The following is a 19,162-nucleotide window of genomic DNA, read 5'->3' as shown; positions in this document are numbered from 1 at the left end:
AGTGTATTCTCCTCAATGAAAATTTGCAGGAAATATGAACTGTGCCGAGGTCTGGTGCAATCGACGTTTACTCATCGATCTATTCCATTTAGTAATGGATCATGACTTCGATATCACGCCGCTTGCTCCCCTCCACCAGTGCACTTGCCGCCTTCGATGCGGTTGCGCGGCATGAAAGCTTTTCCGCTGCAGCCGAGGAACTGTCGCTGACGCAGGGCGCGGTGAGCCGACAGATTGCAACTCTTGAAGAGCAGCTTGGAACAGCGCTTTTCGACCGCACCAGCCGCAATGTGGTTCTATCCGATGCCGGGCGCGTCTATCTGAAGGCGGTGGGGCCAGCGCTGGCATCCATCCGTGCCGCTTCGCTGCAAGTCATGTCGCATATGCGTGGCACCACGCTTAATCTGGCTTTCCTGCCGACATTCGGCACACGTTGGCTGATCCCGCGCATACCGCGTTTCGTGGCAAAGTATCCCGATATCATCCTCAATTTTGCGACGCGTATCGGGCAGTTCGATTTTGATCGCGAAGGACTGGATGCAGCGATCCATATTGGCCAGCCGGACTGGCCCAACGCCGACAGTGTCTTCCTGATGGATGAAACGGTTGCGCCTGTGTGCAGCCCTGCATTTCTACAGCAGAATCCGGTTCATGCGCCTGCCGATCTGTTGCCGCTTCCCCTGTTCAATATGGCTTCACGCCCCGGTGCATGGGACCACTGGTTCAAGAGCCTCGATATCGCGGCTCCGGTTTCACCGGGAATGCGCTTTGAACAGTTTTCGAATGTCTCGCAGGCTTGCATTGCAGGCCTTGGCGTTGCGCTGATGCCGCTGTTCCTCATTCGCGCCGAAATCGATAGTGGCCAGCTTGTGGTTGCCTGTCCGCATACGGTCAAAAGCCCGAGCAGCTATTATTTTGTGACGCCGAAGGCTCGTTCGAGCACTCCGGCGGTGTCGGCTTTCCGGGATTGGCTGTTGGCGGAAGTCAAAAGCGAAAACAGCCGCTCAGGCGATTGATTGGCCGATTGAACGGCTGGCGATCTCGTATGAATGCAGACGCTTCTTGTGATCATGTATCATGCCGGTCAACATCAGTTCATCGGCGCCGGTGCTTTCTGCAAAGGCCTTGATGCCTTTCGCTACCGTGTCCGGTCCACCGACTACACGGCATGACAGCATCTGGCGAACAAGCGCCTGCGCTGCCGGATCAAGCTGGTCCGCATAGCCTTCGACCGGTGCAGGAAGCTTGCCGGGGCGACCGCTGCGCAGGTTGACGAAAGCCTGCAGTTGCGACGTGAAAAGATGGTTCGCCTCTTCGTCCGTGTCGGCTGCGATCACGTTGAGGCCCAGCATCACATAAGGCTTCTGCATATATTCCGATGGCTCGAACCGCTCGCGATATAGAGCGATGGCGCGCTCCATTTCGGCAGGCGCGAAGTGCGAGGCAAATGCGTAAGGCAGCCCCAGCATCGCGGCAAGCTGCGCGCCGAACAGGCTGGAACCGAGAATCCAGACAGGCACATTCAACCCCTCGCCCGGCACTGCGCGCACGCGCTGCCCCGGTTCGGCAGGTTTGAAATAGTTGAGCAACTCGACCACATCCTGCGGAAACGCATTGGCGTCACTGTCGAGATTGCGACGAAGCGCATGAGCGGTGATCTGGTCAGTGCCCGGAGCGCGCCCAAGACCGAGATCGATACGCCCCGGAAACAGGGAAGCCAGCGTGCCGAACTGTTCTGCAATCACCAGAGGTGCGTGGTTGGGCAGCATGACGCCTCCAGCACCGACGCGAATGGTTGAGGTGCCGTTGGCGACGTAACCGATGACCACAGATGTGGCGGCACTGGCGATGCCCGGCATATTGTGGTGTTCGGCAAGCCAGTAACGGTGAAAGCCGAGCCGTTCGGCATGTTGCGCAAGCTCCAGCGTATTATGCAGCGATTGTGCTGCATCGCTACCTTCGGGAACGGGCGAAAGATCGAGAACGGATAAGGGTATCATACTGGCTCATATGGGTTGGAACGCAGCGTTTGCAACGTTAGCAAAAATCAAAAGGGCGACCTATTTCTAGGCCGCCCTTTGTCATTGGTTCAACGCAAGTTTCAGTGATGTTGCGCTGGAGCCGGTTCGCCGCCTTCATCCGATGACGCAACATATTCGCCTTCAACATCCTTCTTGGCGATGAAGGTGTAGAACATCGGCACCACGAACAACGTGAAGATCGTGCCGATCACGATACCAGTGAAGATCACCAGACCCATCGAGTAACGTGCGGCTGCACCGGCACCGGTCGCGATGATGAGCGGTACAACGCCAAGCGCCATGGCGGCAGTGGTCATCAGGATCGGACGCAGGCGGGTTTCAGCCGCGACGATGATCGCATCCCGGCGTGAAAGACCATGCAGACGGCGTTGCTGGTTGGCGAATTCCACCATCAGAATACCGTGCTTGGTAATCAGCCCGACAAGGGTGATGAGACCGACCTGCGTGTAGATGTTGAGAGTGCCGAGACCGATGTTCAGCGGCACGATGGCACCGAAGATCGACAGCGGAACCGACATCATGATGATGAACGGATCGCGGAAGCTTTCGAACTGCGCCGCAAGCACGAGATAGATCACGATGACGGCGAGGCCGAAGGCGATCAGGATCGTGTTGCCCTGCTCCACTTCCAGACGCGACTGACCGGAATAATCCAGGAAGAAGCCTTCCGGCATCTTGGATTTGGCCAGATCGACCAGAGTTTGCAGGCCCTGCCCGGTTGTAACGCCTGGCAGCGGCAGAGCTGAAATCGTGGCCGAATTCAGCTGGTTGAACTGCTCGATTGCTGCAGGCGATGCGTTCTGGCTGATCGTGATGACCGACGACAGCGGGATCATCGAGCCGGAAACACTGCGCACATAGAAGTCGCCAAGCTTTTCCGGGTTCGAACGGTATGCATCGGGCACCTGCGTGATGATGTCATAGCTGTTCGAATCGCGGTCGAACTTCGCCACCGATGCGCCACCGGTCAGGAGACCCAGTGTCGAACCGATATCGCTGATCTGCACACCCAGCGTTGCTGCGCGGTCGCGATCGATGGTGATTGTGACCTGCGGTGCGTTGAAGGAAAGCGAGTTCTGCACAATGATATACTGGCCGGAAGCCTGTGCTTCGTTCTTGATTTCCTCAGCCAGTGCGAAAACCTGATCGGCTGGGCCAGTCGATTGGATAGCAATCGAGATCGGCAGGCCGCCACCCGTTCCCGGCAGGGACGGAGGCGCGAAGATGAAAGCTTCAACACCTGCGACCTTGGAAATACGTGCGGTCAGGTCTTCCTGAATCTGCTTCTGCGAACGGGTACGCTCGTTCCAGTCCTTCAAAACCCACAGCGCGATACCGGATGTCGTGCCACCGTCCATGCCGACGATCTGGAAGCGGGTCTTCAGTTCGGGAAGATCCTTGGTCAGTTCGTCGATCTGTTCGGCGTAGAGATTGGTATAGGCCGAGGTTGCATATTGCGGAGCCTGGAACATCGAGAACAGCGCGCCGGAATCTTCTTCCGGTGCCAGTTCGCTCGACGTGTTCATGAAAAGGAAGCCCGTCAATCCCATCAGCGCTACGACAATTGCGAGCGTAATGCCGCGATAGTTGAGCGAGTTGGAGACACGACGGTGATACCACTTTTCGAAACGCGAGAAGGTCCGGTCGATGAACTTCTGGAACCGGGTCTGGTCGCCATGCTTGAGCATACGCGCGCACATCATTGGCGAAACCGTCAAGGCGGCAACGCCCGAAATGATAACGGCGCCAGCCAGCGTGAAGGCGAATTCGCGGAACAGGGCGCCCGTCAGACCGCCCGTGAAGCCGAGTGGTGCGAACACCGCCGCCAGCGTGATCGTCATGGCGATGATCGAGCCGGTGATTTCCTTCATGCCCTTGAAGGCAGCGTCCATGGGCCGGAGGCCCTCTTCGATATGCCGGTGTATGTTCTCCAGAACCACGATGGCATCGTCGACCACAAGGCCGATGGCGAGAACCATCGCGAGCAGTGACAACAGGTTGATCGAGAAGCCGAGCGCATAAAGGAAAAAGCACACGCCGATCAACGAGATTGGGATCGTGACAATCGGAATCAGCACCGAGCGGAACGACCCGAGGAAGACGATGATGACCAGAATGACGATGGCCACGGCTTCGCCGATGGTCGTGAAGACTTCCTTGATCGAAGAGCTGATCTGCTCGGTCGCGTCATAGACGAGAACAAGCGACATGCCTTCCGGCAGCGACGCCTGAATCGACGGCAGTTCCTTGCGGACGGCAGCGGCCATGTCGATGGGGTTTGCCGCCGGTGTCGGGAAGACGCCGAGGAAGGTACCCGCTGAGCCGTTGAACGAAACGATGGTGTCCGTGCTTTTCGCAGCCAGTTCGACCCGCGCAACATCACGCAGACGAACGACGTCGTCACCCGAAGCCTTGATCGGCATGGCGCCAAAGGCTTCCGGTGTCTGCAAGGTCGACTTCAATGTGATCGATGACGACACATATTCGTTCTTGGTCGTGCCGGGCGCCGACAGGAAGTTGGAAGCGTTGATTGCCGCCAGAACTTCCGGTGCCGTGATCTGACGTGCCGCAAGCTGGATCGGGTCGAGCCAGACACGCATCGAATAGACCTGACCGCCCAGAATTTCAGCCTTTGCAACACCCTGAATGGTGGACATGCGCGGCTGGATAACGCGTTCCAGATATTCCGTGATCTGTTCGCTCGTCATATTCGGGTTCTGCGCTGCCAGATACATGGTAGCGAAGTTTTGACCCGTTCCCTTGACGATGACGGGATCATCGGATTCGTCCGGCAGATCGCCGCGAACCTGATTGACCTTGGCGATGACTTCCGTCAACGCCGCGTCGGGGTTTGCGCCGAGCTTCATCTGCACGGTCACCGTGCTCGACGACGGACGGCTCGAGGACGTCACATAGTCGATGTTTTCAGTCGTAGCGACCGCTTCGGCGATCGGCGCGGTGATGAAACCCTGAATGAGATCGGCACTCGCGCCGGCATAGTTTGTTGTGACCGTGATAACGGTTTCATCGACCTTCGGATATTCGCGCACCGTCAGCTGCGCGATACCCTGAAGGCCCAACAGAATGATCATGAGGGCGACTACCGTGGCAAGCACGGGTCGCCGGATGAAAATATCGGAAAAGCTCATCGGGATCGCCTATTGCTTGTCAGCCGGTTGGCCGGCCGGAATCGGATTGACGGTGTTGTCGATGTTCACCGGTACGCCGGGCGAGAGCCGGTTCTGGCCTGCCGTGATGATGATGTCTCCAGCCTTGAGGCCGCTCGTCACTTCGACAATGCCGGAATAGCGGCGTCCAAGCTTGATGAAGACCTGCTGTGCGACCTGCTTCTCGCCATCTTCCGGCTTGGCATCGGCAGCAGGAGCCTTGGCGGTGTTGTCGCCTTCGGCAGCCTTCGCGCCTTCCTGCTTCTGTTCCGGACGAACCGCATAGACATAGTCGCCGTACAGGCTGGAGATGATCGTGGTCTGTGGCAGGGCAATGACATTGTCTTCTTCCGGCAACTCGACGCGAACCTGCACAAACTGACCCGGTGTCAGTTCATGATCCGGATTCTGTACTTCCGCGCGCACGGAAACGAGACGGGTCGTCGGGTCGATCTTCGGATCGATACCGATAATCGTACCGGTGAAGTTGAGTGCTTCTGCAGTCGAACCGACCTTGACGGTTTGTCCAAGCTTGATGGAGGCAAGCGACTGTTCCGGGACAGTGAAGTCGATGCGCATCACGTCGGTGTTCTGCAGCGTGGCAATGACCGTGCCGGGCGTCAGATACTGGCCGAGATCGACCTTGGAAATGCCGATAACGCCTGAGAACGGGGCCTTGACCGACTTCTGCGCCAGCGTTGCACGCATCTTTTCCACCACCGCACCGGCGGCATTGGCGACCGATGCAGTCGTATCGACATTTGATACAGCACCGACACCGCGCGTGCGCAGCGTATCGGCGCGTTTCAGATTCTGCTGTGCAAGAACGGCTTCAGCTTCGGCGGCTGCGAGGTCCGCCTTCTGAATGCTGTCTTCCAGCTGAAGCAGCAGGTCGCCTTCCTTGACTTCCTGATTGGCCTTGAAGTTGATCTTCTGCACGAGGCCGTCAAGCTGTACGGTCAGATCGACGCCATTGAGCGCATTGGCCGTGCCGATGGCTTCCACACCAGGCTTCCATACGCCCGGCTCCACTGTCACGGTCGAAACCGTCTGGGCGGGCTGCTGCATGTTGGCGAAGAAGTCTTTGATGGCCTGTGATCGGAACAGGTTAAAGCCAACGAGGCCTCCAACGACGATCACGAGGAATATTATTGCCAGAATAAGGCGCTTGATCATTGCGGATGCACTCCAGATGGCTCCCTGATCGATCAGGGTTGGGGGATTGGCCGCGGCGCCTTCTTTCGCAGTCACGCAAAGGTCGCGCGTATTTTACTTGAATGAAAGTGGCGAATAACTGTACCGTCTGGACGGTATTGTCAACATACGAACTGTCAGGAGACACCAGTAAATTGCTAACAAAAAAGAAGGTCTCGTCGCGCGAGCGTATTTTGCGCGCTGCTACTGAGCTTGCCCGTGAGATCGGACCCGCTCACCTGTCTCTCGATGCTGTAGCAGCCCGTGCGGGCCTTTCAAAAGGCGGATTACTTTATTCTTTTCCGACAAAGGCCAAGCTGCTCGAAGCGGTGGTCGAAGAATATATGAAAGAGCACGAACACGCCATGGAGGTTCAGGAAACACTCCAGAAAGGCGATAAAAACCGCGTGGCACGGGCTTTTCTCGATGTTTACCGAGTTCAGGCCGATGATGAGCCACCGGCTTGTGGTGTCCTTGCCGCGCTTGCCGAAGATCCCGGTTTCATGGTGCCGGTTCGCCAATATCACAGGGCATTTCTCGACCGCATGATCAAGGACACGACCGATTCCGATACCGCGCTGATTGTCTACCTGGCCGTCGCGGGTCTCGAATGCTCCAAACTGATGGAATGTGAAATTCTGAACGATGAGGAACAGCGCGCCGTTCTCGTCCGTTTGGAAAACATGCTGACAGAAAACTGACAGCTATAAAGAAAAAGGGCGCCGGGCGCCCTTAATTTTAGCAAGTTTCGAATCAGAGTGCGGGAATATCACCCCTCGCCCATCCTTCCGAGGTTTCGGCGGAAAAATCGCCAAAGCGCCCGTCGGCAATCGATGCGCGGATGCCCTTCATCAGATACTGATAATAGGCCAGGTTATTCCAGGTCAGGAGCATGGCGCCGAGCGCTTCACCGGATTTTACCAGATGATGCAGATAGGCGCGGCTATAGTCGCGCGATGCCGGGCAATCCGATTCCGGATCGAGCGGGCGATGATCGTCTGCATGGCGCGCATTGCGCAAGTTCACTTTGCCAAAGCGCGTAAATGCGAGGCCGTGACGGCCCGCGCGCGTCGGCATCACGCAATCGAACATGTCGATCCCGCGCGCCACCGACTTCAGAATATCGTCCGGCGTGCCGACACCCATCAGGTAACGCGGCTTTTCCGATGGCAGGATCGGGCAGACCACTTCCAGCATGTCGAGCATGACCTGCTGCGGCTCGCCAACCGCAAGTCCACCGACCGAATAGCCCTTGAGATCCATGGCCTTCAACGCTTCCGCCGATTTCTCACGCAGACGCGCTACATCGCCGCCCTGCACGATGCCGAACATCGCCTTGCCCGGTTGATTGCCGAAAGCGACCTTGCAGCGCTCGGCCCAGCGCAGCGACAATTCCATTGCGCGCTCGGTGTTCTTTTCCGGTGAAGGCAGCGCCACGCATTCATCGAGCTGCATCTGGATATCGCTATCCAGCAGCCCCTGAATCTCGATGGATCGCTCCGGCGTCATTTCATAAGGCTTGCCGTCGATATGCGAGCGGAATGTCACGCCGTTCTCGTCGAGCTTGCGCAATTGCGCGAGCGACATGACCTGAAAACCACCGGAATCGGTCAGGATCGGGCCTTTCCAGCCGCCGAACTCATGCAGGCCACCCAGCCGCGCCACGCGCTCGGCACCCGGCCGCAGCATCAGGTGATAGGTATTGCCAAGGATGATATCGGCGCCAAGTTCTTTCACCTGGTCCATATACATGGCCTTGACCGTGCCAGCCGTACCGACCGGCATGAAGGCAGGTGTGCGCACCACGCCGCGCGGCATGGAAATCTCGCCCTGACGAGCAGCGCCGTCGGTTGCCAGCACGTTGAATTCGAAGTTTTCGCTTGTCTTTAGATTTTCCAGAGTCATGCGGTGTCTTTAGCTTTGTCGGCTCGCTCAAGCAAGCTGCCGTCACCATAGGAATAAAAGCGATAGCCATTGCTGATGGCGTGCTCATAGGCGGCGTGCATCGTCTCAAAGCCGCTGAAGGCCGATACCAGCATGAACAGCGTCGAGCGCGGCAGATGGAAGTTGGTCATCAGCAGATCGACTGCACGGAACTTGTAGCCCGGCGTGATGAAGATATCGGTCGCACCGGACCACGGACGAATGATGCCATCTTCGCCCGCAGCACTTTCGATCAGGCGCAGCGACGTCGTACCGACGCAGATGATCTTGCCGCCCCGCTCGTGCACAGCATTGAGCGCATCGGCGGTCCGCTGTGACACATAACCGATTTCAGAGTGCATCTTGTGGTCGGTCGTATCATCGGCCTTGACCGGCAAGAACGTTCCCGCCCCCACATGCAGCGTTACGAAATGTTCTTCAACGCCTTTGGCCTTGATCTTTTCCAGAAGATCGGGCGTGAAATGCAAACCGGCAGTGGGAGCGGCAACAGCGCCCTCCTCGCGGGCATAGACCGTCTGATAGTCCTTGCGGTCACGCTCGTCTTCGGCGCGCTTCGACGCGATATAGGGTGGCAGTGGAATGTGCCCGACCGATGCGATGGCCTCATCCAGCATGGCGCCGGAAAGGTCGAACACGAGAAGCGCTTCGCCCGCATCGCCCTTTTCCGCCACGGTGGCATCAAGTGTACCAAGGAAGCAACTTGAACCGGAATGGCCGAAACGGATGCGGTCGCCCTCCTTTATGCGCTTGCCCGGACGCAGAAACGCTTTCCAGCGATCCGGACCGGTGCGCATATGCAACGTGGCGCTGACCTGCGAAATATTGCCATCGCGCTCGCGCATGCCTTCAAGCTGCGCGGGTATCACCTTGGTATCATTGAAAACAAGCGCATCGCCGGGTTGCAATAGATCGGGCAGCTCGAACACCTGTCGATCTTCGAATGGCTGGCCGGGACGGACACGCAACAGTCTGGCGTGGTCACGTGGTTCGGCTGGACGCAGAGCAATGCTCTCTTCCGGCAAATCGAAATCGAAAAGATCAACACGCATTATGAACCTCTAAAGCATTTCCAGCAAAAGTGCGAAGCGGTTTTGCGTTCGGAAATGCGGTAAACAAATTACGGCCCCGGTATGAACCGGAGCCGTAATTTCTCAATGAAATCGGTAGGATCAGATGTCGGCAGCGATGCGCGCCGTCACGATCGTGTCCGGATCGGCAACAGGCTCACCGCGCTTGATCTTGTCGACATTGTCCATGCCTTCAATGACCTGGCCCCAGACGCTGTACTGGCGGTCGAGCCACGGAGCGTCGGCAAAGCAGATGAAGAACTGCGAATTGGCCGAATTCGGGTTGGCCGAACGGGCCATCGAAGCAGTGCCACGCTTGTGCGGCGTGTTGGAGAATTCAGCCTTCAGATCTGGCTTGTCCGAACCGCCCATGCCCGCACGCGAGCCATTGAAATGCGCGCCGCCGGTCTTGCCGAACTTCACGTCGCCAGTCTGGGCCATGAAGCCGTCGATCACGCGGTGGAACACAACGCCGTCATAAGCGCCTTCGCGAGCCAGTTCCTTGACACGCGCAACATGATCCGGCGCGAGGTCTGGATAGAGTTCAAGAACGACGTTGCCCTTGGTGGTTTCCAGAACGAGCGTGTTTTCAGGGTCTTTGTAAGCCATTGGGCCTCTCCTTGTATTTACTTCTTATCGTATTTTACTTTTTACTGGCCTGAAGCGTGGCCTTGATGATCTTGTCGGGGTTTTCCACGGCGCCATTATCGGCTTCGCTACCCTTCTTTATCTTGTCGACGATATCCATGCCGCTGACAACCTTGCCGACCACAGTGTACTGGCCGTTGAGGAATGCGCCGTCCGCAAACATGATGAAGAATTGCGAATTGGCCGAATTCGGGTTCTGGCTGCGGGCCATGCCGACCGTGCCGCGCACGAAGGGTTCTTTTGAGAACTCTGCCGGAATATCGGGATAGTCGGAACCGCCGGTGCCGACGCGCGAAGCATCGAAACCCTTGTCCACGTTACCGAACTTTACATCGCCGGTCTGGGCCATGAAGCCCGGAATGACGCGGTGGAAGGCAACGCCGTTATAAGCGCCTTCCCCGACCAGCTTTTCAATCTGGGCGACATGCTTCGGCGCGAGGTCGGGACGAAGCTGGATGGCAACGTCGCCGTCCTTCAGCTTGAGAACGACGGTGTTTTCGGCATTGGCGGCGGAAGCCGTCTGGACCGCCCCTTGCGACAGCGCGATAAAGGCAACAGCGGCAAGCGCCGAACGGATGAAAGACATGATCGAAAAACTCCCTGCAGTCAGGATTTGAATTTGGTGTTCAAGGCGGCAGCAACAGCCGCAGGAACGAAGGGCTTTATATCGCCGCCCATGGAGGCAATCTGGCGGACCAATGTGGCGGTAATTGTGCGTACTGCCGGGTCTGCCGGCAGGAATACGGTCTGCAATTCCGGCGCCATAGTGCCGTTCATGCCCGCCATCTGCATTTCATAGTCGAGATCGGTGCCATCGCGCAAACCACGCACCATCAATTGTGCGGCATGTTTGCGCGCTGCATCGATAACCAGCCCGTCGAAGGAAATGACCGATACCCGGCCTGCATCCTTGCCCAATATGGCCTTGGAGCTTTCACCGATGAGCGCCACGCGTTCCTCGAAGGTGAAGAGAGGTTTTTTGCCGGGATGAACGCCGATCGCGACAATAACCTCGTCGGCAAGGCGCAAGGCACCTTTGAGGACATCCATATGGCCGTTTGTCACCGGGTCGAAGGAGCCCGCATAAATCGCGATCGTCATTTCTTCCAGCTAGCCTTTTCTGACGGGATTTTCAACAAGAACCACTGCGATAAGAAAACAGAAACCAAGAAACCAGATGAATGCGATATGAACAGCAATTTCACGACAAGTTCACAACCGATTTACCAAGATAGGTGCAAGTTTGGTGCAACCTTTTCGCTTCTGAAGCGTATGTATGTCGAAAGGATAACACGATGATGATCTTTCTTCTGGCATTATCCATGATGGTCGCGATGGCTGCATCGGCAATCATACTGCTTCTCGAAGAGAACGAGTCCAAGCGTCAGCGCGTGCGTCAGGTGACATTTGACATCAATAGCTTGCGCAACATGCGTTCGCGCTAAGTATTAGCAGCCGAGTTCACGCAATAGCGTTGGAGCTTGCTGTGAAAGAGTTTCTGTGATCGCCAATTCCTCCAGTCTTGGCATCTGAAAAAGGCCGATGGTTCCCGCCATCGGCCTTTTTCATTGATCTATATAAAAAGCCCGGGTCCGTTGGTTTGTCGCATTATCCGATGCAAAACTGTTTCACACTTTTGGCTCGAAAATGCTCTACCCCGGGCTTCTCTATTATTCTTCGGTGTCCGCGATTGGTGCTTCGCCTTCAGAGGCTGCCTCGCCCTCACTGCCGTTTTCTTCATCGCTATCCGCTTCGGATATGCGTTCGACCGAGACGACCTTTTCGCCATCCGCCGTGTTGAAGATCGTGACGCCCTTGGTGGAACGTCCGGCAATACGGATACCGTCAACCGGTACGCGAATGAGCTGTCCGCCATCGGAAACAAGCAGAATCTGGTCGCTCGCCTCGACCGGGAACAGGGCAACGAGCTTGCCGATTTCGTCGGTCTTCGACGTGTCGGTAGCGCGGATGCCCTTGCCACCACGGCCTGAAACGCGGAACTCGTAGGACGAGGAACGTTTGCCGTAACCGTATTCGCTGACAGTCAGCACGGTTTCTTCGCGGGCCTTCAGCTCCTGATAGAGCTCTTCGGTCAGTTCCGCATCGGTTCCGACGTCCTCGCCGACAACCACGATGTCGTCTGCGTCGTCCGCACCCTGCGCCCGGCGCTCGGCAATCGAACGCTTGAGATAGGCGGAACGGGTTGATGCATCGGCATCGACGTGATGCAGGATCGCCATGGAGATGACCTTGTCGCCTTCCGCCAGGTTGATGCCGCGCACGCCGATGGAATTACGGCCTGCAAAGACGCGCACATCGGTAACCGGGAAGCGGATGCACTGGCCGCCGGCGCAGGTCAGAAGCACGTCGTCGAATTCCGTACAGGTATCGACCGAGAGGATTTCATCGCCCTCGTCGTCGAGCTTCATCGCGATCTTGCCGTTACGGTTGACCTGAACGAAGTCCGACAGCTTGTTACGGCGAACCGTGCCGCGCGTGGTCGAGAACATGACGTCGAGGTTTGCCCAGGATTCTTCATCCTCCGGCAGCGGCATGATTGTGGTGATGCGCTCGCCCTGCTGCAATGGCAGCATGTTGATGAGCGCCTTGCCGCGCGACTGCGGCGTGCCGACGGGCAGACGCCAGACCTTCTCCTTGTAGACAATGCCACGTGAGGAGAAGAACAGAACCGGCGTATGCGTATTGGCAACAAACAGGCGGGTGACGAAATCCTCGTCCTTCGTGGCCATGCCGGAGCGGCCCTTGCCGCCACGGCGCTGCGCACGATAGGTCGTCAGCGGAACGCGCTTGATATAGCCTGCATGGCTGACGGTGACGACCATATCCTCACGGGCGATCAGGTCTTCGTCATCCATTTCGGCGCCACCGAAACCGATTTCGGTGCGGCGTGGCGTGGCGAACTCGTCACGAACCGCAATCATCTCATCCTTGACGATCGTCATCACGCGCAGGCGCGACGAGAGAATGTCGAGATAATCGCGGATTTCCTCGCCGATCTTGTTCAGTTCGTCTGCCACTTCGTCGCGACCGAGCGCGGTCAGGCGCTGCAGACGCAGATCGAGAATGGCACGAGCCTGTTCTTCGGAGAGGTTATAGGTGTCGTCTTCATTGATACGATGGCGCGGATCGTCGATGAGACGGATCAGCGGAGCCACATCGGCTGCAGGCCAACGACGTTCCATCAACTGCTCGCGGGCCGTCGTCGGATCTGGCGCACGGCGGATGAGCGCAATCACTTCATCGATATTGGCGACGGCAATTGCAAGGCCGACCAACACATGCGCGCGGTCGCGCGCCTTGTTGAGCAGGAACTTGGTGCGGCGCGTCACGACTTCCTCGCGGAAGGCAACAAAAGCGCGCAGCATGTCGAGCAGATTGAGCTGTTCCGGCTTGCCGCCGTTCAGCGCCACCATGTTGCAACCGAACGAGGTTTGCAGCGGCGTGTAGCGATAGAGCTGGTTCAGAACGACATCGGCAACGGCGTCGCGCTTGAGTTCGACCACAACGCGATAGCCTTCGCGGTCGGATTCGTCACGCAGATCGGAAATGCCTTCGATGCGCTTGTCGCGCACCAGTTCGGCCATTTTCTCGATCATCGAAGCCTTGTTCACCTGATACGGGATCTCGGTGATGATAATGGCTTCGCGGTCACCGCGCATCGGCTCAATGGTGGCCCGCCCGCGCATGATCACAGAACCGCGCCCGGTCGTGTAGGCGGAATTGATGCCTGCGCGTCCGAGGATGATGCCACCGGTCGGGAAATCCGGACCAGGGATGATCTCAATCATTTCTTCCAGCTGAATGGCCGGATTCTCGATGAGCGCTACGCAGCCATCAATGACTTCACCGAGATTGTGTGGCGGAATGTTGGTCGCCATGCCGACAGCGATACCGCCCGAACCGTTGACGAGCAGGTTCGGGAAGCGTGCAGGCATAACCACAGGTTCCTGCTCGCGGCCGTCATAATTGTCCTGGAAGTCGACCGTGTCCTTGTCGATGTCCGACAGGATGGATTCGGTAAGCTTTTCCAGACGGCATTCGGTGTAACGCATCGCTGCCGGCGGATCGCCGTCGATGGAGCCGAAATTGCCCTGCCCGTCGACAAGCGGATCGCGCATGGAGAAATCCTGCGCCATACGCACGAGAGCGTCATAAATAGAAGCGTCGCCATGCGGGTGATACTTACCCATGACCTCACCGACCACACCCGCCGACTTACGGTACGGGCGGTTATAGGCGAGGTTCATCTCGTTCATGGCGTGGAGAATGCGGCGATGCACGGGCTTCAGGCCGTCGCGCACATCGGGCAGCGCACGGCTCACGATAACGCTCATCGCGTAATCGAGATAGGAGCGCTGCATCTCCTCGATAATGGAAATCGGTTCGATACCGCTAGGGCCGCCGTTTGGGCCACCATTCATATCGTCGGAACCGGGTGGAGGCGTTTGATCTGACACTATTCAGATTTCTTTCTCAACAGAATCGATAAAGTCACTTTATAACGGAAACCAGCAAAAAACGCCAATTTCACGACCGTTTCGGCGGGCTATTTCCGTCTGTCAATTCAATGACTTAAAAGATATTCACATAAAGATTGAGCAACGATGTTGCCCGTACTGGCGCTTTGCGTCGACCATGTGCCACTGATCGTCTACAATCCATGTATCCGATTGAGCATAACATGCCAACAAGAAGGGCGCGTGCAGTATGGGGTTCTACGATACGGTTTTCAGCGCGTTCGTCACCCTGCTTGTTACAATCGATCCGCCCGGACTGGCGCCATTGTTTCTGGCGCTCACGCCGGGCATGGAGCGGCACCACCGCGGACAGGTGGCGCTCCGCGCCTCGATCATCGGTTTTATCGTGATGGCGCTCTTTGCCATTGCGGGCGCGCAGATACTCGGCATGTTCGGCATTACCATCGGTGCGTTCCGCGTTGCCGGTGGCCTGTTGCTGTTCTGGATCGCATTTGAGATGATTTTCGAGAAGCGGACAGAGCGCAAGGAAAAGAGCGCAGAGGTGGCCATCACCAAGGACCATATCCGCAATATAGCCGCCTTCCCGCTTGCCATTCCACTGATTGCCGGTCCGGGCGCAATTTCGGCTATCGTGCTGACTTCGGACTCATTCCATGGCATCGGGCCGCGTTTGGCCCTTCTTGGTGTTATCTTCGTCTGCTTGCTGATCACCTATCTCGTGCTGCTGCTGGCAGAGCGCGTCGACCGGTTTCTCGGTGAAACCGGTCGTTCCATCCTGACCCGCCTTCTCGGCGTTATTCTGGCAGCGCTTGCCGTTCAGTTCGTTGCAGATGGCATCAAGACACTCATTACCGGTTAAGCAGACTTCTGTGCCTTCTTGCCGATCATCGCGTGACGAAGCTTGGATGAGAACCAGTCGATCACGGCAACAGCCACGAGGATCATCAGAATCAGGAATGAAACGTCCTGAAGATTGAGAACCTTGATCTGTTCCGCCAGATGCGCGCCGATGCCACCTGCCCCAACAATACCGATGATCGTTGCCGAACGGGTGTTTGACTCGAAGAAGTAAAGCACCTGACTGCCGATCAGTGGCAAAACCTGTGGCAGCACGCCGAAGCGATAACCGTGCAGCTTGCCGCCACCCGACGAGACCACGCCTTCGACCGGCTTCTTGTCGGCCCCTTCAATGGCTTCCGAGAACAGCTTGCCGAATGCGCCGAAATCCGAGCAGGCGATGGCGAGGATACCGGCAAACGGCCCAAGCCCCACAACCGACACCCAGATCAGCGCCCAGATCAGCGTATCGACGCCGCGAATGGTATCGAGGAAGCGGCGGATGCCGAAATGCAGGAAGACATTCGGAATGATGTTCTTCGCCGCCAGAAAACCGAATGGAAAAGCGAGGATCGCTGCCAGCAATGTGCCGAGATAGGCGATTGCCAGCGTTTCCATCATCGACCAGAGATAAAGGCTGAAACGACCGCCGGATGATGGCGGCATCATCATCAAGGCGAAATCGCCGAGGCGACCGAGGCCGTTTAGAATGCGCAGCAGCGAAAAATCGAGCCAGTAGAAGGCGAACCAGACCGAAGCGATAAGCGCTACGGTTAAAATCGCCAGATTGCGCCATGTGCGCCCATTGCCGAACAGATCGGCATATTCGGCTCTGAGTTCCTTTTCGTGCGCATGCGCTTCGCGGGAGAGACTTTGTGCAATGTCGGTCATAATTCTCTCCTCAACCAATACGGCCAAGCAGTGCGTGACGCACGCGCTGGGTGACAAGATCGATCACGACGATCGTCACGATGATCAGAAGCAGAATGGCGCTGACATCGCTGTAATAGAACTGGCGGATCGAGGTAAGCAGTTCCTGCCCGATGCCGCCTGCCCCCACAAAACCCATGACGGAAGCGCCGCGCACGTTGATTTCAAAGCGCAGCAGGCCATAGGAAGCAAAATTTGCGGCCACTTGTGGCAGCACGGCAAAGCGGATGACCTGCAGGCCGGAGCCGCCCGATGCGCGAATACCTTCTACCGGGCGCATGTCGATATTCTCGACGACTTCGGAAAACAGCTTGCCCAGCGCCCCTGTCGTATGAAGCATGAGCGCCAGCACACCAGCCATCGGCCCAAGACCAAAGGCAATGACGAAGAGCAGCGCGAAGACGATTTCTGGAACCGTACGCAACAATTCCAGCCCGCGACGGACGATGAAGCGAACCGTCGAATTGGGAGCCATGTTGGATGAAGCCGCGAAGGAAGCGGCGAAAGCGACGACTGCACCGATCAATGTCGCCAGATAGGCGATCAGCAACGTCTCAAACAGCATTTTGAGCCAGCCGCCGAGGTTCCAGTACCAGGCAGCGAGGTCGCCCCAGAAATTGGCAAGGGTCAGATCCGGCAGAATGCGACCGAGATAGCTTGTAAAGCGAAAGAGATTTTCAACCAGAGTGCCCGGCCGAACATCGGCAACGACGGAGGCAGCAATAGCGACAACGACAAGCGCGAGGAGCAGCGCGATACCGTAGAGACGCCGTTTGCCGACTTCTCTGCGATAATCGGCAAGCAGGCCTTTTGCACCGTTGCCGTCGAGTGAGGATACCGTCATGCGATCTTTCCTATAAAAATGCCCGGAACGGGGTACGTTCCGGGCACTTCAATTGTTCTACGGATTAAGACTTGCGAGCCTTGTCGTTGAACTTGAGCATCTCGATGATCGGCTCATATTCCTTGGCTTCGGTCGCCACGAATTCCTGATCCTTGCCGTCGGAAAGGGCGTCAAAACCCGCCTTGTCCTTCTTCGGCATATCGAGGAAAGCCTGCTTGATGTCGGCCTTCAGCTGGTCTGGAAGAGTGTTGAGAACAGCGAACGGACCTTCTGGAAGGAAGTCCGACTTGAAGATGACGCGGAAATCGTCCTTCGTCATTGCCTTACCGTCAGCATCCTTCAGCACGCCGCGGCTGACCATGCGGGTCAGGTTGGAATCGTTTTCCGAGTTCCAGGAGTTGGCAGCGGCGTCAGCGGTGCCCTGCGCAAGAGCAAGAACTGCATTTTCATGGCTGCCAGCGAAGAAGTTCTTACCGAAGAACGTATCGACGCTATAGCCTTCGCGGTTGAGGAAGAAGCGCGGAGCATTGTTGCCCGACGTGGAGTTCGGATCAACGAGAGCAATGGTCTTGCCCTTCAGGTCATCCATTTTCTGGTACGGGCTGTCGGCGCGAACATAAACGACCGAGTAGTAGCCGTTGACGCCGGTGTCATGACGCTGGTTGACGAGCGGAGTGGTTTCAACGCCGGTCATGACGGCGCGGGCATAAGAAGCCGGGCCATAGAATGCGATCTGGATGTTACCGGCGCGCTGGCCTTCGATGACGGCGGCGTAGTCGTTGGCGACGCGCAGCGTGACCTTGGTGCCAAGTTCCTTGCCGAGATATGCAGCCAGAGGCGCATAACGGTCGGAAGTGGTCGAGGCGTTTTCAGCCGGGATAACACCCAGAACGATTTCCGGATAATCCTTGCTCCAGTCAGCAGCCTGAGCGGTGGAGGCCATCATTGGCATGGTCAGCGTTGCGGTAAGCGCAGCAGCCGCCAGAAAGTTTCTACGGTTAAGCATAGGTATCTCCTGTTAATCCTGAGTTTGGAGCGTGTTTTTTTCCGGAGCTTTATGCGCTCAGGCGGAAAGCTGGCGCAGAACGGCTTCAGCCGACTGCGGAACTGGCATTGGCATTGGTTCGCCCTGCTGCTCATCGGCGTCGATGACGTCAGCGGCTTCCATGCCGTAAAGGTCGCGTGATGCCATATCTGTCAGCATCGACGGTGTGCCACGGAATACGATCTTGCCGGCAGACATGCCGACGAGGCGGTCGCAATAGCTGCGCGCAATATCGAGCGAGTGCAGATTGCAGAGGACCGTGATGCCGTATTCGCGATTGATGCGGCGCAGGGCGTCCATGACGCTGCGGGTGTTGCGCGGATCAAGCGATGCAATAGGCTCGTCGGCAAGAATAATGCGTGGCTGCTGCACGAGCGCGCGGGCAATCGCCACGCGCTGCTGCTGGCCACCCGAAAGTTCATCGGCGCGGTGCGCCGCAAGATGCGCAATATCGAACTGCTGCAGAGCGGAAAGCGCGATCAGGCGTTCTTCGTCGCTCCAGATACGCAGGAGCGACTTCGGCGTCGAAACATAGTTCAGGCGCCCCATCAGAACGTTGGTCAGAACATCAAGACGATCAACCAGATTGAAATGCTGGAAAATCATCGCGCATTGCGCGCGCCAGTCGCGCAATCCCGAACCTTTAAGGCCGGTAACATCACGGCCATCCCAGTGAATTGTTCCCTCGGACGGCTCGACAAGGCGATTGATCATACGCAGAAGCGTCGACTTGCCTGCGCCTGAGCGCCCGATAATTCCCACAAACGTGCCCGGCTCGATTTCGAGGTCCACGCCCGAAACCGCCACCTTGTCATTATAGCGGCGCGTTATGTTGTTCAGTTGAAGCATGAATTGGTCTCCATTCATGCTCACTTTGAATTGCTTCCATGACACTGCAATGAAAGCATAATGACGTTTGTGTAAATTTACACACCGCTATAGGAA

The 19,162-nt window shown here is 57.2% G+C and carries 17 protein-coding genes; 4 read left to right on the top strand and 13 right to left on the bottom strand.

Features of this window, described 5'->3' with window-relative positions; translation table 11 throughout:
• The first annotated feature begins 101 nt into the window (after positions 1-101).
• Entirely contained in the window at positions 102-1,016 is a 915-nt protein-coding gene (locus OHI65_RS15630) for a LysR family transcriptional regulator (RefSeq protein WP_010660108.1), read from the top strand.
• Here the strand turns inward: OHI65_RS15630 and OHI65_RS15625 are convergent.
• The 3 genes from OHI65_RS15625 to OHI65_RS15615 all read right to left on the bottom strand — a co-directional run bounded on the left by OHI65_RS15625 (position 1,005) and on the right by OHI65_RS15615 (position 6,385).
• On the bottom strand, positions 1,005-2,000 hold the full coding sequence (locus OHI65_RS15625) for an LLM class flavin-dependent oxidoreductase (protein ID WP_012092064.1): 996 nt from the start codon (positions 1,998-2,000) through the stop codon (positions 1,005-1,007). The genes OHI65_RS15630 and OHI65_RS15625 overlap by 12 nt on opposite strands.
• A 101-nt stretch (positions 2,001-2,101) precedes the next feature.
• Positions 2,102-5,191, bottom strand: a complete 3,090-nt coding sequence (locus OHI65_RS15620) for an efflux RND transporter permease subunit (RefSeq protein ID WP_010660110.1) — start codon at positions 5,189-5,191, stop codon at positions 2,102-2,104.
• A gap of 9 nt (positions 5,192-5,200) precedes the next feature.
• On the bottom strand, positions 5,201-6,385 hold the full coding sequence (locus tag OHI65_RS15615) for an efflux RND transporter periplasmic adaptor subunit (RefSeq protein ID WP_012092065.1): 1,185 nt from the start codon (positions 6,383-6,385) through the stop codon (positions 5,201-5,203).
• Positions 6,386-6,486: 101 nt separating this feature from the next.
• On the opposite strand from OHI65_RS15615, the gene OHI65_RS15610 reads away from it, so the two are divergent.
• Positions 6,487-7,104 (top strand): TetR/AcrR family transcriptional regulator, encoded by a 618-nt coding sequence (locus OHI65_RS15610; protein ID WP_373418770.1) that lies wholly within the window; start codon positions 6,487-6,489, stop codon positions 7,102-7,104.
• A gap of 52 nt (positions 7,105-7,156) precedes the next feature.
• Here the strand turns inward: OHI65_RS15610 and tgt are convergent, their stop codons facing one another.
• From tgt to coaD, 5 genes are all read right to left on the bottom strand, one after another.
• Positions 7,157-8,308, bottom strand: a complete 1,152-nt coding sequence (gene tgt, locus OHI65_RS15605) for a tRNA guanosine(34) transglycosylase Tgt (RefSeq protein WP_125300256.1) — start codon at positions 8,306-8,308, stop codon at positions 7,157-7,159.
• Complete coding sequence (queA, locus tag OHI65_RS15600; RefSeq protein ID WP_125300257.1) at positions 8,305-9,396, bottom strand: tRNA preQ1(34) S-adenosylmethionine ribosyltransferase-isomerase QueA; 1,092 nt, start codon at positions 9,394-9,396, stop codon at positions 8,305-8,307. The genes tgt and queA overlap by 4 nt, the downstream gene beginning before the upstream one ends.
• A gap of 120 nt (positions 9,397-9,516) precedes the next feature.
• Positions 9,517-10,023 carry a peptidylprolyl isomerase gene (locus OHI65_RS15595; protein ID WP_012092069.1) on the bottom strand — a complete coding sequence of 169 codons (507 nt, stop codon included), beginning with the start codon at positions 10,021-10,023 and terminating at the stop codon, positions 9,517-9,519.
• A 34-nt stretch (positions 10,024-10,057) separates the two neighbouring features.
• Positions 10,058-10,648 carry a peptidylprolyl isomerase gene (locus OHI65_RS15590; RefSeq protein WP_125300258.1) on the bottom strand — a complete coding sequence of 197 codons (591 nt, stop codon included), beginning with the start codon at positions 10,646-10,648 and terminating at the stop codon, positions 10,058-10,060.
• Positions 10,649-10,668: 20 nt separating this feature from the next.
• Positions 10,669-11,163, bottom strand: coding sequence for a pantetheine-phosphate adenylyltransferase (coaD, locus tag OHI65_RS15585; protein WP_012092071.1), 495 nt, complete (start codon positions 11,161-11,163; stop codon positions 10,669-10,671).
• Positions 11,164-11,357: 194 nt separating this feature from the next.
• On the opposite strand from coaD, the gene OHI65_RS15580 reads away from it, so the two are divergent.
• Entirely contained in the window at positions 11,358-11,507 is a 150-nt protein-coding gene (locus OHI65_RS15580; protein ID WP_010660118.1) for a hypothetical protein, read from the top strand.
• 225 nt (positions 11,508-11,732) lie between these two features.
• Here the strand turns inward: OHI65_RS15580 and gyrA are convergent, their stop codons facing one another.
• Positions 11,733-14,504: a DNA gyrase subunit A gene (gene gyrA, locus OHI65_RS15575; RefSeq protein ID WP_125300391.1), complete on the bottom strand. Its 2,772-nt coding sequence runs from the start codon at positions 14,502-14,504 to the stop codon at positions 11,733-11,735.
• Positions 14,505-14,790: 286 nt separating this feature from the next.
• On the opposite strand from gyrA, the gene OHI65_RS15570 reads away from it, so the two are divergent.
• Complete coding sequence (locus OHI65_RS15570; RefSeq protein ID WP_125300260.1) at positions 14,791-15,420, top strand: MarC family protein; 630 nt, start codon at positions 14,791-14,793, stop codon at positions 15,418-15,420.
• Here the strand turns inward: OHI65_RS15570 and phnE (OHI65_RS15565) are convergent.
• The 4 genes from phnE (OHI65_RS15565) to phnC all read right to left on the bottom strand — a co-directional run bounded on the left by phnE (OHI65_RS15565) (position 15,417) and on the right by phnC (position 19,066).
• Complete coding sequence (gene phnE, locus OHI65_RS15565; protein ID WP_029924860.1) at positions 15,417-16,289, bottom strand: phosphonate ABC transporter, permease protein PhnE; 873 nt, start codon at positions 16,287-16,289, stop codon at positions 15,417-15,419. The genes OHI65_RS15570 and phnE (OHI65_RS15565) overlap by 4 nt on opposite strands.
• A 10-nt stretch (positions 16,290-16,299) precedes the next feature.
• Positions 16,300-17,172: a phosphonate ABC transporter, permease protein PhnE gene (gene phnE, locus OHI65_RS15560; protein WP_125300261.1), complete on the bottom strand. Its 873-nt coding sequence runs from the start codon at positions 17,170-17,172 to the stop codon at positions 16,300-16,302.
• A gap of 64 nt (positions 17,173-17,236) precedes the next feature.
• The gene (gene phnD / locus OHI65_RS15555) at positions 17,237-18,178 is read right to left on the bottom strand and encodes a phosphonate ABC transporter substrate-binding protein (RefSeq protein ID WP_125300262.1); all 942 of its coding nucleotides are present in this window, start codon (positions 18,176-18,178) and stop codon (positions 17,237-17,239) included.
• 57 nt (positions 18,179-18,235) lie between these two features.
• Positions 18,236-19,066, bottom strand: a complete 831-nt coding sequence (gene phnC / locus OHI65_RS15550; RefSeq protein ID WP_071632852.1) for a phosphonate ABC transporter ATP-binding protein — start codon at positions 19,064-19,066, stop codon at positions 18,236-18,238.
• Positions 19,067-19,162: the final 96 nt, after the last annotated feature.

Origin of the sequence: Brucella sp. MAB-22 (assembly GCF_025908475.1) — a bacterium.
GTDB lineage: Bacteria > Pseudomonadota > Alphaproteobacteria > Rhizobiales > Rhizobiaceae > Brucella > Brucella anthropi.
This window is presented reverse-complemented; position numbering and strand designations above follow the sequence as displayed.